This is a genomic window from Streptomyces sp. NPDC041814 (assembly GCF_055590565.1).
Genome location: NZ_JBVJAM010000009.1, coordinates 206413 through 221500 on the forward strand (window position 1 = coordinate 206413; position 15088 = coordinate 221500).

At 74.5% G+C, this 15088-nt stretch carries 16 protein-coding genes; 12 read left to right on the forward strand and 4 right to left on the reverse strand.

Annotated elements, in window-relative coordinates; all coding sequences use genetic code 11:
- Window positions 1-148: 148 nt before the first annotated feature.
- Window positions 149-694, forward strand: coding sequence for a helix-turn-helix domain-containing protein (locus ACZ6C6_RS23280; RefSeq protein WP_469205187.1), 546 nt, complete (start codon window positions 149-151; stop codon window positions 692-694).
- Window positions 695-722: 28 nt separating this feature from the next.
- Here ACZ6C6_RS23280 and ACZ6C6_RS23285 read toward each other — a convergent pair whose 3' ends face one another.
- Window positions 723-1871 (reverse strand): TDT family transporter, encoded by a 1149-nt coding sequence (locus tag ACZ6C6_RS23285; RefSeq protein WP_469205188.1) that lies wholly within the window; start codon window positions 1869-1871, stop codon window positions 723-725.
- Window positions 1872-1941: 70 nt separating this feature from the next.
- Between ACZ6C6_RS23285 and ACZ6C6_RS23290 the strand changes: the two genes are divergently transcribed.
- Window positions 1942-2880 carry a LysR family transcriptional regulator gene (locus ACZ6C6_RS23290; protein ID WP_469205189.1) on the forward strand — a complete coding sequence of 313 codons (939 nt, stop codon included), beginning with the start codon at window positions 1942-1944 and terminating at the stop codon, window positions 2878-2880.
- Here the strand turns inward: ACZ6C6_RS23290 and ACZ6C6_RS23295 are convergent.
- Window positions 2877-3326, reverse strand: coding sequence for a winged helix-turn-helix transcriptional regulator (locus tag ACZ6C6_RS23295; RefSeq protein WP_469205190.1), 450 nt, complete (start codon window positions 3324-3326; stop codon window positions 2877-2879). The two genes, ACZ6C6_RS23290 and ACZ6C6_RS23295, sit on opposite strands and share 4 nt — an antisense overlap.
- A 141-nt stretch (window positions 3327-3467) precedes the next feature.
- Between ACZ6C6_RS23295 and ACZ6C6_RS23300 the strand changes: the two genes are divergently transcribed.
- The 4 genes from ACZ6C6_RS23300 (at window position 3468) to ACZ6C6_RS23315 (ending at window position 6342) form a co-directional block, all read left to right on the forward strand.
- Window positions 3468-4385 carry a zinc-binding dehydrogenase gene (locus ACZ6C6_RS23300; protein ID WP_469205191.1) on the forward strand — a complete coding sequence of 306 codons (918 nt, stop codon included), beginning with the start codon at window positions 3468-3470 and terminating at the stop codon, window positions 4383-4385.
- Between the two features lie 55 nt (window positions 4386-4440).
- Window positions 4441-4815, forward strand: coding sequence for a DUF4267 domain-containing protein (locus ACZ6C6_RS23305; RefSeq protein WP_469205192.1), 375 nt, complete (start codon window positions 4441-4443; stop codon window positions 4813-4815).
- An 88-nt stretch (window positions 4816-4903) separates the two neighbouring features.
- Complete coding sequence (locus ACZ6C6_RS23310) at window positions 4904-5386, forward strand: GNAT family N-acetyltransferase (RefSeq protein ID WP_469205193.1); 483 nt, start codon at window positions 4904-4906, stop codon at window positions 5384-5386.
- Window positions 5383-6342, forward strand: a complete 960-nt coding sequence (locus ACZ6C6_RS23315; protein WP_469205194.1) for an aminoglycoside phosphotransferase family protein — start codon at window positions 5383-5385, stop codon at window positions 6340-6342. Before ACZ6C6_RS23310 ends, ACZ6C6_RS23315 begins: the two co-directional genes overlap by 4 nt.
- 10 nt (window positions 6343-6352) lie before the next feature.
- Here ACZ6C6_RS23315 and ACZ6C6_RS23320 read toward each other — a convergent pair whose 3' ends face one another.
- Window positions 6353-7036: a gamma-glutamyl-gamma-aminobutyrate hydrolase family protein gene (locus ACZ6C6_RS23320; protein WP_469205195.1), complete on the reverse strand. Its 684-nt coding sequence runs from the start codon at window positions 7034-7036 to the stop codon at window positions 6353-6355.
- Between the two features lie 111 nt (window positions 7037-7147).
- Here ACZ6C6_RS23320 and ACZ6C6_RS23325 point away from each other — a divergent pair, with 111 nt between their 5' ends.
- From ACZ6C6_RS23325 to ACZ6C6_RS23340, 4 genes are read left to right on the forward strand one after another with little or no spacing between them, the layout of a single operon-like run.
- Entirely contained in the window at window positions 7148-8515 is a 1368-nt protein-coding gene (locus tag ACZ6C6_RS23325; protein WP_469205196.1) for a glutamine synthetase family protein, read from the forward strand.
- Window positions 8516-8522: 7 nt separating this feature from the next.
- A complete protein-coding gene (locus ACZ6C6_RS23330; protein WP_469205197.1) occupies window positions 8523-9887 on the forward strand; it encodes an aldehyde dehydrogenase family protein in 1365 nt (454 codons plus the stop codon).
- A 7-nt stretch (window positions 9888-9894) separates the two neighbouring features.
- A complete protein-coding gene (locus ACZ6C6_RS23335) occupies window positions 9895-10683 on the forward strand; it encodes a 3-oxoacyl-ACP reductase (protein ID WP_469205198.1) in 789 nt (262 codons plus the stop codon).
- Between the two features lie 21 nt (window positions 10684-10704).
- Entirely contained in the window at window positions 10705-11649 is a 945-nt protein-coding gene (locus tag ACZ6C6_RS23340; protein ID WP_469205199.1) for a DUF2510 domain-containing protein, read from the forward strand.
- Here ACZ6C6_RS23340 and ACZ6C6_RS23345 read toward each other — a convergent pair.
- On the reverse strand, window positions 11646-12848 hold the full coding sequence (locus tag ACZ6C6_RS23345) for an amino acid deaminase/aldolase (protein WP_469205200.1): 1203 nt from the start codon (window positions 12846-12848) through the stop codon (window positions 11646-11648). The two genes, ACZ6C6_RS23340 and ACZ6C6_RS23345, sit on opposite strands and share 4 nt — an antisense overlap.
- 321 nt (window positions 12849-13169) lie before the next feature.
- Here ACZ6C6_RS23345 and ACZ6C6_RS23350 point away from each other — a divergent pair, with 321 nt between their 5' ends.
- The gene (locus tag ACZ6C6_RS23350) at window positions 13170-13907 is read left to right on the forward strand and encodes a hypothetical protein (protein WP_469205331.1); all 738 of its coding nucleotides are present in this window, start codon (window positions 13170-13172) and stop codon (window positions 13905-13907) included.
- Window positions 13904-15076: a type VII secretion-associated serine protease mycosin gene (gene mycP / locus ACZ6C6_RS23355; RefSeq protein WP_469205201.1), complete on the forward strand. Its 1173-nt coding sequence runs from the start codon at window positions 13904-13906 to the stop codon at window positions 15074-15076. Before ACZ6C6_RS23350 ends, mycP begins: the two co-directional genes overlap by 4 nt.
- The last annotated feature ends 12 nt before the right edge of the window (window positions 15077-15088 follow it).

Sequence of the window (15088 nt, forward strand, 5' to 3'; positions counted from 1 at the left end):
GCCGCAGCCCGTGAAGGGGTGGGTCGCGCCGACGGCGCGGCCCACCCCTTCCGCGTTCCGGTGTGCTCACTTTCCGGGCCGTCCTGGCGTAACAGTGTGCGCGACGGGCCCACAACCGGAAGGATGGCGTTTCGGGAGGGAGCCGGACATGGACGAGAAGGAAACACTCCGAGTGGGCGCCGCCGTCCGCCGACAGCGCAGGGCCCTGGGACTCACCCTGGCCGCCGTCGCGTCGCGCAGCGGCCTCTCCGTACCGTTCCTCAGCCAGATCGAGAACGAGCGTGCGAGACCCAGCGCCCGGTCGCTCGACCGGGTCGCCGAGGCGCTGGAGACCACCACGGCCCGGCTGCGCGCCGCCGCGGACTCCGCGCGCGCTGTCGACGTCGTGCGCGCCGCCCACGAGGACGGGGTGCACCGGGTGGTCCGCGGACGCCACCAGCTCAGCGCCCTGGAATTCACCGGGGAGCTCGACCTCGGGCGCGAGTTCCAGCACCGCAACGACGAGCTCCTGTACGTCGCCGAGGGTGCCGCCGAAGTGGAGGCCGAGGGCCGGGCCTACCGGCTGGTCCAGGGCGACACGCTCTTCCTGTCCGGCGGGGTCCGCCACCGCTGGCGGGCCACCCTCCCCGGCACCCGGCTGCTGTGCGTCGCGGTCGCCGAACACATCGACGCGACGTCCGACCCCCGGCGCTGAGGGCGTCCGGGGGCCGTCGAAAGCGTGCTCAGGCGGTACGGGCCGCCACCGGGGCGGGCCGCTGCGGCGCCGAGAGCAGCGCCCCGCTGAGCAGCCCGCGCACCGTACGCGCCCCGGCCACGGCCCACGCCGACACCAGCAGCACGTACAGCGCGACGGCCAGCCAGGTGAACGCGGTCAGGCCGGTGTGCCGGGCCAGGCCCGCCGCGCCCGTCACACAGGTGCCGACGGGGAACGTGAAGCCCCACCAGGTCATCGAGAACGTCATCCCGCCCCGAGCCGCCCGCACCACCAGCGCCACGGCCAGGGCCAGCCACATCAGGGCGAAGCCCATCACCGGCACCCCGTACAGCACCGCGAAGGCCCGCAGCGCCGAGGCGTACGGGCTTCCGATCGCACCCGGCGCCACATCGGCCAGCGCGTTCACCGCGGTGGTCGACTGGCCCAGCGGGCCGAGCACCAGGAACAGGGTGGGCGTCAGGGCGAGCGGCAGCGGGCCCCCGTGCACCAGGCGGCCGAAGACCAGCGGGAGCATGGCCAGCGTCGCCAGCAGGCTCAGCCCGAACATCGCATAGCAGCCCAGCAGCAGCGCCTCGCGCCCCTGGCCCGGGGGCAGCTCCGCCACGAGCAGCGGGCCGAGCGCGGCCGACACCATCGGCGCCACCACCGGCAGCAGCCACACCGGGGACGCGGTGCCCGGCTCCGGCCGGTGGCGCACGATCATGAGATACGGGACCGCCACGGCCGCGACCAGACCGGTCACCGTGCCCGCCGTGTACAGCACCACGTCCAGCGCGAGCGCCGCCCGGTGCCCGACGAGGTCCCTGCCCACGGTCATGCCGGAGCCCCCGACGGCCAGCAGCGCCATCGAGAGACAGCCGTAGAACGGGGCGACGGCCTGGTCCGCGAGATGGGCGCGCGCCTGGTCGCGGTGGGCCGCCCAGTGCCCGGCGCGGGCGGCCAGCACGGCGACGAGCAGCAGCGCCGAGAACAGCCACACCACGATGCACGCGCCGCGCAGCCCGGGCACGTGCACGGGAAGCGCCGCACCGGCGCTCGCGACGATCGCGGTGCCCATCACCGTGGCGTACCAGTTGGGGCCGAAGTGCCGCAGCGCGGGCCCCCGGAGGGTGCCGGAGTACGGGGGAGAGGTGCGGGTCCGCAGATAGATGGCCATGCCACGATCTTCTGCGGCGCGGGAGTACCCCACCAGGGAGCACGGCCCTATGAGGTCATAAACTGGGCTTATGCCCAGCGAACCGCCCGCCCCCCTGTCCCACCGGGTGCCCGACCTGGGCGCGCTGGAACTTCTCCTCGCCGTCGCCCGGCACGGCAGCCTCGGCCGGGCTGCCCGGGACGTCGGCATCACCCAGCCCGCCGCCAGCAGCCGGGTCCGCTCGATGGAACGGCAGCTCGGCCTCGCCCTCCTCGACCGCTCGCCCCGTGGCTCCCGGCTCACCGACGCGGGCGCCCTGGTCACCGACTGGGCGCGCCGGGTCGTGGAGGCCGCCGAGGTGTTCGACGCGGGCGCCCAGGCGCTGCGCGACCGCCGCGACTCCCGGCTGCGGGTCGCCGCCTCCATGACCATCGCCGAATACCTGCTCCCCGGCTGGCTCATCGCCCTGCGCGCCGAACGCCCCGGCACCGCCGTCTCGCTGCTCGCCGGGAACTCCGCGGTCGTCGCCGAGCGGCTGCTGGGCGGCGAGGCGGACCTGGGCTTCGTGGAGGGCCTGTCCGTCCCGGCCGGGCTCGACGGCACGGTCATCGCCCACGACCGCCTCGTCGTCGTGGTCGCCCCCGCCCATCCGTGGGCCCGCCGCCGCACCCCGCTGACCCCGGGCGAACTGGCCGCCACCCCGCTGATCCTCCGCGAGCACGGCTCAGGCACCCGCCAGGTCCTGGACGCCGCGCTGGCCGTCCACGGCCCCCTGGCCCCGCCGCTGCTGGAACTCTCCTCGACGACCGCGGTCAAGGGCGCGGCGGAGAGCGGCGCCGGTCCCTGCGTCCTGAGCGAGCTCGCGCTCGGCGAGGAGCTGTCCGCCCGCCGCCTGGTCAAGGTCCCGATCGCCGGGGCCCGGCTGCGCCGCCAGCTGCGCGCCGTCTGGCCCTCGGGCCACCGCCCGACCGGCCCGGCCCGCGACCTGCTCGCACTGACCCGGTCCGAGCCTTCCGGGGAAGCGCCCTAAGCGGTAGCCCCGGGCCGGGCGTCGTAGGCGTCGCGGTGGCTCAGGACCTCCTCCATGTTGCTCTCCGCCCACTTCTTGATGTCCTGCATGACGGACTGGAGCGAGCGGCCGAGGCCGGTCAGCTCATAGCTGACGGTCACCGGCACGGTGGCGGTCACCGTCCTGGTCACCATGCCGTCACGCTCCAGCGAGCGCAGCGTCTGCGTCAGCATCTTCTGGCTCACGCCCGAGATCAGGCGCGACAACTCCGAGAAGCGCAGGGGCCGCGCCTCTTCGACGGTGGTCTTCCCGGGGCGCGGGCCGTCCCCGCCGAGCGCGGCGAGCACGAGGGCGACCCACTTGTCGGAAATCCGCTCCAGGAGCCGGCGGCTGGGACAGAGCGCGAGAAACGCGTCGTACTCCCGCTTGGCCTCGGCTCGTCGCTCGGACGCGGTGCTGGTCGCCATGGGGCAGTCATCTCCTCGGTTCGGTGACTTACTTACTTCAAGGTGCCTACTTCCCAGTGGTAACCGGGTTCTTCCATGCTGGTTTCCCGGAGCAGGGATAGCAAGACCCCATATGAACCCTGCAGCAATGAGGAGTTGACGATGAATCAGCTGAACTCGCGGCGAGTCGTGGTTCGTGTTCCGTCCGGTCCCGCGTCCATCGAGACCGTCGAGGCGCCGGTGGCCGAGCCGAGGGCCGGGGAGATCCGCGTGAGAATCGCCGCTGCGGCCGTCAACCCGGTCGACCTGGGCGTGGCCTCAGGCGTCTTCCACCGGCTGGGCATGGTCCACCAGCCCGACTGGACAGGTCTCGGCTGGGACTTCGCCGGCACCGTAGAGGCCGCCGGGCCGGACGTCGAGCTGCGGGCCGGCAGCCGGGTCGCCGGCTTCCTCGACGGTTTCGACCGCGACCACGGCTCCCATGCCGAGCACCTTGTCGTCCCCGCCGCAGACGTCGCCGCTGTACCGGACGGAGTCGACCTCGTCGCGGCGGCCACGGTGCCGCTCAACGCCACCGCCGCCGCCCAGGCGGTTCACCTCGTCGGCGAGGCGCCGAGCGACGCCCGGCGGCTGCTGGTGACCGGTGCGGCCGGTGCAGTGGGCGCGTACGCCGCCGTGCTCGCCCAGGAACGCGGCTGGCAGGTGACCGGACTGGCGCGGGCGGTCGACGAGCCGTTCGTCCGCGGCCTGCACGTCGGCTTCACCACCGAACCCGGCCGGGGGTGGGACGCCGTCCTCGACGCCGGAGCCCTCCAGGAGCCGGCCCTCGGGGCGGTGCGCGACGGCGGCCGCTTCGTGGGCGTGCAGCCCGCTGCCAGGCTCCCCGAGGAACGCGGCATCACCGTCGAGGTGATCTTCGCCCGCCCCGACGGCCCGCTGCTCGCCGGTCTGCTGGAACGGGTGGCGGCGGGGCAGCTGCCGACGCGCGTCCACACCGTCGTGCCGCTCGACAAGGCTGCCGACGCCTACCGAACGATGGCGGAGGGCGGCGTCCGAGGGCGGATCGTCCTCGTCCCCTGACGCCACGTCACACGTACCCGACGACCACGACACTCTCTTACGACAAGGACAGCCGATGCTCACCACGCTTGCCACCGTCGTTGCCGGTCTCCTCGGCGCGGGACTCATCCTCATGGGCGCGAACGCCTTCGTCAGACCGCGGGACGCCGTCGGATTCGGCATTCCCGGCGCACCGGTCGAGGACCTCGGATTTCAGTCCTGGCTGCGCGTGAAGGGGCTGCGGGAGATCGGGCCCGGTGTTTTCCTCTTCGTGCTGATGGCCGTCGCGAGCTCGTCGCTCCTCGGTTGGTACCTCCTGGTGTTCGGCCTGATACCCGCCGGGGACGCGCTGGTCGTGCTGCGCAGCGGCGGGCCGAAGGCGACCGCGTACGGAGTCCACGCCGCGACCTCCGCTGTGATGCTGCTGACCGGCGTCGGACTCCTGGTCTGACAGGGCCAGCCCTGAAAAAAAAGGGGGCGACGTGCCGGGCCGGGCACGACACCCTGTCGGGGCACGGCACCCACCGAAAGGACGCCCCATGAGCACACCGCCGCACCTGCGACGGGCCGGCGCGGACGACGCCGCCGAGGTCACCCGGCTGCGCCTGGTCATGTTCGCCTCCATGGGCCTCGTTCCGGAGCCCGACTGGACCCCGGTGTGCGAGGCGCACTTCCGCGAACGGCTCGGCACCGACCCGCACTTCGTCGCCTATGTGATCGATGCGGGGGACCGGCTGCTGTCCAGCTCGGTGGGCCAGTACACGCGGTCCCTGCCCCGGCCGGGCCGCGCCCCGTACGTCGGGCACATCGCCTCGGTCGCCACCGACCCGGACCACCGGCGGAAGGGCTACGCCCGCCTGACCTTCCGGGCCGTCCACGACCACCTGGTCGAGGCCGGGTGCTCCCGGATCAACCTGACCGCGACACCCGAGGGCGCGGGCCTGTACCGCTCGCTGGGTTACGGAGACCCCACCGGGCCGATGCCTCTCACCTGGACCGGACCGGGGGAGGCACGCCGATGACCGCCACCGCGCCGCCCGCGCAGGGCGTCCGCCACCCCTGGTCCGCCCTGCCCGCCGCCGTGCGCGCGGCCGTCGAGGACATCCTCGGTGCACCGGTCACCGAGGCCCGCACCCAGAACGGCGGCTTCTCGCCCGGAGTCGCCGCCCGGGTCCGGCTCGCGAACGGCGGCTGGGCCTTCGTCAAGGCGGTGAGCGCCGAGGTGAACCCGGACAGCCCCGACATGCACCGCGCCGAGGCCCGTGTCACGGCGTCGCTGCCGGCGGACGCGCCCGTGCCCCGGCTGCTCGGCTCCTACGACGACGGCACCTGCGTCGCCCTCGTGCTGGAGGACATCGACGGCCACCAGCCCCGGGTGCCCTGGGACCGGGCCGAACTGCACCGGGTCCTGACGGCCGTCGGCGACCTCTCCCGCGTCCTCACCCCGGCCCCGGACGACGTGGCCTCGGCCGCCTGGGGCAAGTCCTCGATGTTCGACGGCTGGCGCACCCTGCACGCCGCCGGTGGCGACGCCCGCCTCGACCCCTGGGCCGCCGGCCATCTCGCCGCCCTCGCGGAGCTGGAGGCCCGCTGGCCCGAGGCCGCCGCCGGGGACACCCTCGCCCACAGCGACCTGCGCGCCGACAACATCCTGCTCACCGGGGACCGGGCCGTCTTCGTGGACTGGCCGCACGCGGTGCGCGCCGCGCCCTGGTTCGACCTGCTGGTGATGCTCCCGTGCGTGGCGGCGCAGGGGTACGCCACCGGAGGGCGCGGCCCGGACCCCGAGGCCCTGTTCACCGCCCACCCGCTCGGCCGGGACGCCGACCCCGACGCCGTCACCGCCGTACTCGCCGCCGTCGCCGGGTACTTCGCGGAGCACGCGCTGCGCCCCGACCCGCCCGGCCTGCCGACGCTCCGGGCCTTCCAGGCCGCCCAGGGCACCGCCGCTCTGACCTGGCTGCGCCAAAGGCTCTGAGGCCGGGGGCTCAGGCCCCTACCGCCTCCACCAGCCCCCGCACCACGCGGAAGTCCTCGCCCATCTCCGGATGCCACTGCACCCCCAGGACCCAGTGGCCGCCGGGGAGTTCGACCGCCTCCACGGTGCCGTCCGCCGCGTGCGCCGACGCCACCAGGCCGTTGCCGATCCGGTCCACGGCCTGGTGGTGGTACGTGGGGACGGCGCACACCTCCGGCGCCAGCGACGCGTAGAGGGTGCCCGGGACCGGCGTCACCGGGTGCGCACCGAACACGCCCACCGCGCCTACGTGGCCGTCCAGATGCTGGGTCAGGGTGCCCCCGCACACCACGTTCAGCAGCTGCATCCCGCGGCACACCCCGAGCAACGGCGTCCCCGACTCCAGGGCCGCGCCGATCAGCGCCGCCTCCCAGGAGTCCCGCTCCGGCGCCGGCGGCCCGGTCCGCGGATCGCGCCCCGCACCGTACCGCGCCGGGTCCACATCGGGACCGCCCGCCACCACGACCGCGTCCAGCCTGGCCACGGCCTCCGCCGCGGCCTCGGGCGCGTCCGGCGGCAGCAGCACGGCCAGGCCGCCCGCCTCCCGCACCATCCGGGCGTACCCGGAGGGCAGCAGCGCCGCCGGCAGGTCCCATACGCCCCAGCGCGCCGAATCCACCAGGTAGGTGCTGATCCCGACCAGCGGACGGTTCACCGGTGCCCTCCCTCGTACGGCGCGCGGAACACCCCGGCACCGTACCCACAACCACCGCCCTGCTCATAGATTGGGACGCGCCTGCCCGGCCCGCGAGGAGAGGACCCATCCGTGTCCGACCGAACACCCCCGCTCGCCCTCGGAGACCTGCGCCGCCTCGTGCACAGCGGGGAGATCGACACCGTCGTCCTGGCCTTTCCCGACATGCAGGGGCGGCTCCAGGGCAAACGCTTCGCCGCCCCCTTCTTCCTCGACGAGGTCGTCCGCCACGGCACCGAGGGCTGCGCCTACCTCCTCGCCGTCGACACCGACATGAACACCGTCGACGGCTACGCCATGTCCTCCTGGGACAACGGCTACGGCGACTTCGCCATGCGCCCCGACCTCGCCACCCTGCGCCGGGTGCCCTGGCACGACGGCACCGCCCTGGTCCTCGCCGACCTCGCCTGGGCCGACGGCGCGCCCGTCACCGCCGCGCCCCGGCAGATCCTGCGCCGCCAGCTCGAACGCCTCGCCGACCACGGCTACACCGCCCACGTCGGCACCGAGCTGGAGTTCATCGTCTTCAAGGACACCTACGAGCAGGCGTGGGACCGGGGCTACCGCGAGCTGACCCCGGTCAACCAGTACAACGTCGACTACTCCGTCCTCGGGACCGGCCGCGTCGAACCCCTGCTGCGCCGCATCCGCAACGAGATGGCGGGCGCGGGCCTCGCCGTCGAGTCCGCCAAGGGCGAGTGCAACCCGGGCCAGCACGAGATCGTGTTCCGCTACGACGAGGCCCTGGTCACCTGCGACCAGCACGCCGTCTACAAGACCGGCGCCAAGGAGATCGCAGCCCAGGAGGGCATGGCACTCACCTTCATGGCCAAGTTCAACGAACGCGAGGGCAACTCCTGCCACATCCACCTCTCGCTGCGCTCCACCACCGACCCCGGACGCTCCGTCATGGCCGGTCCGGACGGCGCCATGTCACCCGTGATGCGGCACTTCCTGGCTGGCCAGCTCGCCGCCCTGCGCGACCTCTCCCTCCTCTTCGCGCCGAACATCAACTCGTACAAGCGGCTGCGCCCCGGCTCCTTCGCCCCGACCGCCGTCGCCTGGGGCCACGACAACCGCACCTGCGCCCTGCGCGTCGTCGGCCACGGCGCCTCGCTGCGCTTCGAGAACCGGCTCCCCGGCGGCGACGTCAACCCGTATCTGGCCGTCGCCGGCCTCGTCGCCGCCGGCCTGTACGGCATCGAGCACGAGCTCGGACTCCCCGAACCCTGCGAGGGCAACGCCTACACCGCCGCGTACGACCACGTCCCGGCCACCCTGCGCGAGGCCGCCGCGCTCTGGGAGGAGAGCGGGATCGCCCGCGAGGCGTTCGGCGAGGACGTCGTGGCCCACTACCGCACCATGGCCCGCGTCGAACTCGACGCCTTCGACGCGGCCGTGACCGACTGGGAACTGCGCCGCTCCTTCGAACGCCTGTGAGGACCATGTGATTCACGAGCACCACGTCCTGAACCCGGCGACCGAAGAGGTCGTCGCCACCGTCCCCGCCACCCCGGCCCCGGCCGTCCACACCGCCGTCGTCCGGGCCACCGCCGCCCAGCGCACCTGGGCCGCGCTCGCCCCCTCCGACCGGGCCCGGCTGCTGCGCCGGTTCGCCGCGGCCGTCGACGCCCGCACCGAGGAACTGGCCCGGCTGGAGGTCCGGGAGGCCGGCCACACCCTCGGCAACGCCCGCTGGGAGGCGGGCAACGTCCGCGACCTGCTCGACTACGCGGCCGGGGGAGTGGAACGGCTCACCGGACGGCAGATCCCCGTCCCCGGCGGCATCGACCTCACGATCCTCGAACCCCTGGGCGTCGTCGGCGTCATCGCCCCCTGGAACTTCCCGATGCCCATCGCGGCCTGGGGCACCGCCCCCGCCCTCGCCGCCGGGAACGCGGTGATCCTGAAACCCGCCGAGACCACCCCGCTCACCGCCCTCCGCCTCGCGGAGATCGCCCTGGAGGCGGGCCTGCCCGACCACCTCTTCCAGGTCCTGCCCGGCGCGGGGGACGAGGCCGGCAACGCCCTCGTCGAACACCCGGACGTCGCCAAGATCGTGTTCACCGGCTCCACCCGCACCGGCAAGCGGATCATGGCCAAGTGCGCCGACCGCCTCAAGCGCGTCACCCTGGAACTCGGCGGCAAGAGCCCCAACATCGTCTTCGCCGACGCCGACATCGAGGCCGCCGCGGCCGCCGCGCCCGACTCCTTCCTGGACAACGCCGGCCAGGACTGCTGCGCCCGCACCCGCATCCTCGTCCAGCGCTCCGCGTACGACCGCTTCCTGGAACACCTCGCCCCGGCCCTCGCCGCGTACACCGTCGGCGACCCCGCCGACGAGAAGACCCGGATGGGCCCGCTCATCTCCCGTACCCAGCTCGAACGCGTACGCGGTTACGTCCCCGAGGGGGCCGCCGCGATCCGGGGGAGCGCGCCCGACGGGCCCGGGTTCTGGTTCCCGCCGACCGTGCTCACCGGCGTCCCGGCGGACGCGCCCGTCGCCACCGAGGAGGTCTTCGGGCCCGTCGCCGTCGTGCTGCCCTTCGAGGACGAGGCGGACGCCGTGCGGCTCGCCAACGCCACCGACTACGGCCTCGCCGGCTCGCTCTGGACCCGTGACGTGGGGCGCGCCCTGCGCGTGTCCCGGGCCGTCCGGGCGGGCAACCTCTCCGTCAACTCGCACTCGGCGGTGCGCTACTGGACCCCGTTCGGCGGGTTCAAACAGTCCGGCGTCGGGCGCGAGCTGGGGCCCGACGCCCTCACCGCCTTCACCGAGACCAAGAACGTCTTCCTGAGCACGGAGGCATGAAGCACCCATGACCACGGACTCCGAGATCATCTGCCGCCGCCTCGTCGGCCGCACCGCCGTCATCACCGGCGCCGGGAGCGGCATCGGCCTGGCCACCGCCCACCGGCTCGCCTCCGAAGGGGCGCACGTCGTCTGCGGCGACATCGACGCGAAGGCCGGCGAGGCCGCGGCCGAAGCGGTCGGCGGCACCTTCGTACGCGTCGACGTGACCGACCCCGGACAGGTCACCGAACTGTTCCGTACGGCCGACGACACCTACGGCTCCGTCGACATCGCGTTCAACAACGCGGGCATCTCACCGCCCGACGACGACTCCATCCTCACGACGGAGCTGGAGGCGTGGAAACGCGTCCAGGACGTCAACCTCACCTCCGTCTACCTCTGCTGCAAGGCCGCCCTGCCCTATATGCGCCGCCAGGGCAGGGGCTCCATCATCAACACCGCCTCCTTCGTGGCCCGGATGGGCGCGGCCACGTCGCAGATCTCGTACACCGCGTCCAAGGGCGGGGTGCTGGCGATGACCCGCGAACTGGGCGTCCAGTTCGCCCGCGAGGGCATCCGCGTCAACGCGCTCTGCCCGGGACCGGTCAACACCCCGCTGCTCCGGGAGCTGTTCGCCAAGGACCCGGAGCGGGCGGCCCGGCGGCTGGTGCACATCCCGCTCGGCCGGTTCGCCGAGGCCACCGAGATCGCGGCCGCCGTCGCCTTCCTGGCGAGCGACGACTCCTCGTTCGTCAACGCCACCGACTTCCTGGTGGACGGCGGCATCTCCGGCGCCTATGTCACACCGCTGTAGACCGCTCTCTAGAGTGGAGCGATGAGCTACCCGACGCCGCCCGGCTGGTACCCGGACACCTCCGCGCCCGGCACCGAGCGCTGGTGGGACGGGACGGCGTGGACCGCGCACACCCGGGCGCCGGCCGCGCCCGTCCCCGCGCCGATGCCGGTCCGGGCTCCGGTCCCGGTCCAGGCCCCCGGCCCGGCTACGCGGAGCGGCGGCGGCAGCGCCCGGGCCGTCGCGCTCGTGGCGGCCGGGGCGGTCGTCGTCGGCGCCGTCGTGACCGGGGCCGTCGTCCTCACCCGGAACGACCCGTCCGCCCACGCCTCGCAGTCGCCCGCCCGGACCGGCACCGACGGCATACCCGGCGCCGACGACCCCTCACCGGACGGCACCCCCGCGCACGAGGACGCGAACGTGCTCACCGACCAGCTCAACGGCATCACGCTGCCCATCCCGGACGGCTGGGAGCGGCCGGAGCGGACCTCGGGCCAGCTCCTCACGATGCGCACCAAGGACTCGTACGACTGCCCCGGCGCGTCCTCCTCGTACTGCTACCCCGGCACCGTCACCACCCGGACCCCTGGCGGCACCGACGCCACCACACCCGAGGCCCTCGCCAAGGAGGACATCGCCGAGGCCGCCGACCGCGCCTACGAGGAGGACCTCGTCGGACGGCGCACCCACGGCGGCATCACCGCGCACCGGCAGACCGCCGCGGGCGAGGTCACCGTCGCCGGCCGCACCGGTTACTACATCCGCTGGAAGGTCACCACCGCCGAGGGCCCCGGCGGCTACGTGCAGTCGCTCGCCTTCCCGTCACCTGTCGGCAGCGAGTCACCCGTCATCGTCCGGTACGCCTTCGACGCGGGACCCGACGGGCCGCCCCTGGCCCTCATGGACACCCTCACGAAGGGCATCCGCCCCATCGGAGGCACGGCCACGGACGGCGGCGTCGGCAGCTCCGTCGAACACACGCCCTAGAGGAACGTACGGCCCTCACCCCGGTACGTCGGAACCGTCGCCGTCACCCGGTCGCCCTCGATCAGGTGCAGCGCGTCGAACCGCTCGCACAGCTCACCGGCCTTCGCGTGCCGGAACCACACCTTGTCACCGATCAGCAGGTCATCGGCCGGTGCGCCCAGCAGCGGGGTCTGCACCTCGCCGGGGCCCTCCTGCGGGTCGTAGCGCAGCCCCTCCGGGAGATACGGGACCGGCAGCCGGTCCGCCCCGGCCGCGCCCGACGCCGGATAGCCGCCGCCGAGCACCGTCACCACGCCGACACCCGGCCGCCGGACCACGGGCTGCGCGAACAGGGCCGCCGGGCGGGCCGTGAACGAGGTGTAGTTGTCGAACAGGCGCGGCACGTACAGCCCCGAACCGGCGGCGATCTCCGTCACCGCGGCCTCCGCCGCCGTGTGCTGCACGCTGCCCGTGCCGCCGCCGTTCACGAACTCCAGGTCCGGCGCCACCGCCCGGACCGCCCGCACCACCTCGGCCCGCCGGGCCGCCAGCTCCTTGCGGGCCGTGGCCTGCATCAGCCGGACCGCCCGGGACCGCAGCGGACGCCCCGCCACCGAGTCCCCGACGCCCGCGATGTGCCCCTCGTACGCCATCAGCCCGGTCAGCCGGAAACCGGGGCGCCGCACCACCGACCTGGCCAGGTCGGCCAGCTGGGCGGGGGAGCGCAGCGGCGAGCGCAGGGCCCCGATCCGGACCCGGCCGCCGAGCATCCGCAGCGAGGTGTCCAGCTCCAGGCAGACCCGGATCTCCTGGGTGCCGCCCGCCCGCGCCGCGTCGATCAGGTCCAGCTGGGCGTGGTCGTCCACCATCACCGTGACGGCGGCGGCCAGCTTCGGATCGGCGGCCAGTTCCGCGTAGGCCGGGCGGTCGGCGGAGGGGTACGCCAGCAGCACGTCGTCGAACCCGGCGCGGGCCAGCCACAGCGACTCGGCGAGCGTGAACGACATGATCCCGGCGAACCCGGGCCGCGCCAGCACCCGCTCCAGCAGGGCCCGGCAGCGTACCGACTTGCTCGCCACCCGGACCGGCTTGCCCGCCGCCCGGCGGACGAGATCGTCCGCGTTGGCGTCGAACGCTTCCAGATCCACGACGGCCAGCGGAGCGTCGAGATGGGCGGTGGCCCGGTCGTAACGGGCCCGGTCAGTGGCTCGGGCAGTCATGGCCGCAGCTTGCCAGACGGTTCTACCGCTGGGTAGGGGGAAGATCCGTGCAGATCCGCCGGTGCGCGGACCGCCCGCTCCCGCCCGGGTCACCCCAGCCCGTAGAGTGACGCCCACGCGGCGAACGGGGTCCCGCCCACGCGGGCGGAGGGACGCGCGGTACGGAACGGACCAGGGGGGCGGATGAGCACCGAAGCACGGCGCGCCCCCGTCCCGCCCCGCCCGACGACACCGCCCCACCCCGCCGCACCGGCGTACGAACCCGCACCGCCCCCCGCCGACCGGCCGCCCCCCGGTCCACCGGCCCGACCCCGCCGCGCCGTGGCCGCCGGAGTCTGCGGAGTCCTGGGGCTCGGACTGATCATCGGGGCCGCCGCCGGCAGCCGGCTCGCCGACGGGCCCGACGACGACCCCGCCGCCCGCAGCGCCTACACCGTGGGCCGGGAAGCCTGGCACAGCATCCCCGTGGACACCCTCTTCCCCCGCACCCTTAAGGGCGACGGCACCGGGCCCGGCGGCGCCGACCGGGTCTGGACCAGGCTCGCCGTGGCCCCCGACAGCGGCTGCGCCGACACCCTCGACCCGCTGCTCGCCAAGACGCTGCGCACGGTCGGCTGCGCCCACGTGCTGCGCGCCACCTACGCCGACGCGACCGCCAGCAGCGTCACCACCGTCGGGCTCGCCTTCACCGAGGCCGACACCGACGCGATGCGGGCCCTCGGAGCCCGGTTCGCCGACCAGCACCTCGACCGCCGCACGGACCTGCTGCCCCGCACCTACCCCGTGAAGGACAGCCCCGCCGCCTCCTTCGGCGCCCGGCAGCGCGCCAGCTGGTCCGTCCACGTACTGACCGAGATCCCGGTCGTCGCCTTCGCCGTGACCGGATTCGCCGACGGACGGGTGAGCACCCCGCCCCAGCCCGCCGACCGGGCCATGGCCAACGGCGCCACGACCCCCGCCGCGCAGGCCGGACTCGGCCACGAGGCCAAGGGCCTGTCCGACGGAGTCGAGCGCGCGCTGCGCACCCACGTGGCCGACCTCACGGAGCAGCCGCGATGAAACACCCCCTGGCCGCCCTCTGCGCGGCCACCGCCCTCGTCCTGCTCCCCGCGACCCCCGCCGGGGCCGACACCATCCGGGCCCAGCAGTGGGGCCTGGCCGCACTGCACACCGACCGGGCCTGGGAGACCACGCGCGGCAAGGGCGTCACCGTCGCCGTGGTCGACACCGGCGTCGACGGCAGCCTGCCCGACCTCACTGGCCAGGTCCTGCCCGGCAAGGACCTCATCGGCTTCGGCGCCGGGCGCGGCGACAAGGCATGGGCCAGGCACGGCACCGCCATGGCCGGGATCATCGCGGGCCGGGGCCACGGCAGCGGACGCGCCGACGGCGTCCTCGGCATCGCGCCCGAGGCCAGGATCCTCCCGGTCCGCGTCATCCTCGAAGCGAGCGACCCGGACCGCGCCGAGGCCCGCAGGACCCGGGGCACCGCCCTCGCCGACGGCATCCGCTGGGCCGCCGACCACGGCGCCGACGTCATCAACCTCTCCCTCGGCGACGACAGCGAGTCCGCGCACCCCGAGCCCGGCGAGGACGCCGCCGTCCAGTACGCGCTGAAGAAGGGCGCCGTCGTCGTCGCCTCGGCCGGCAACGGAGGCGAGAAGGGCGACCACATCTCGTACCCCGCCGCCTACCCCGGGGTGATCGCCGTCGCGGCCGTGGACCGGTACGGCACCCACGCCTCGTTCTCCACCCGCCGCTGGTACGCCACCGTGAGCGCCCCCGGCGACGACATCGTCGTACCGGCGCCCGACCACAAGTACTACGTGGAGTGGGGCACGTCCGCCGCCGCCGCGTTCGTCTCCGGCGCGGTGGCCCTCGTGAAGTCCGCGCACCCCGGGCTCACACCCGCGCAGATCAGGAAGCTGCTCACCGACACCGCGCGCGACGCCCCCGCAGGCGGCCGCGACGACGCACGCGGCCACGGGATCGTCGACCCGGCGGCGGCCATCGAGGCGGGCGACGGCCTGCGCTCCGCCGACGCGCGCGGCGGCTCCGCCCCGGCGGGCTACCGCAAGCGGTACTTCGGCGCCGGGCCCACGCCCGAGCCCGAGGAAGACGGACCTGCCGGATGGCTCGCCCCGGCGGCCGGGGGCCTCGGCGTGCTCCTGCTGGCGGCGGGCGTGCTGCTGTGGCGCGGCCGGTCCCCGTTCACCCGGAACCGCTGACCGGGCGCCACC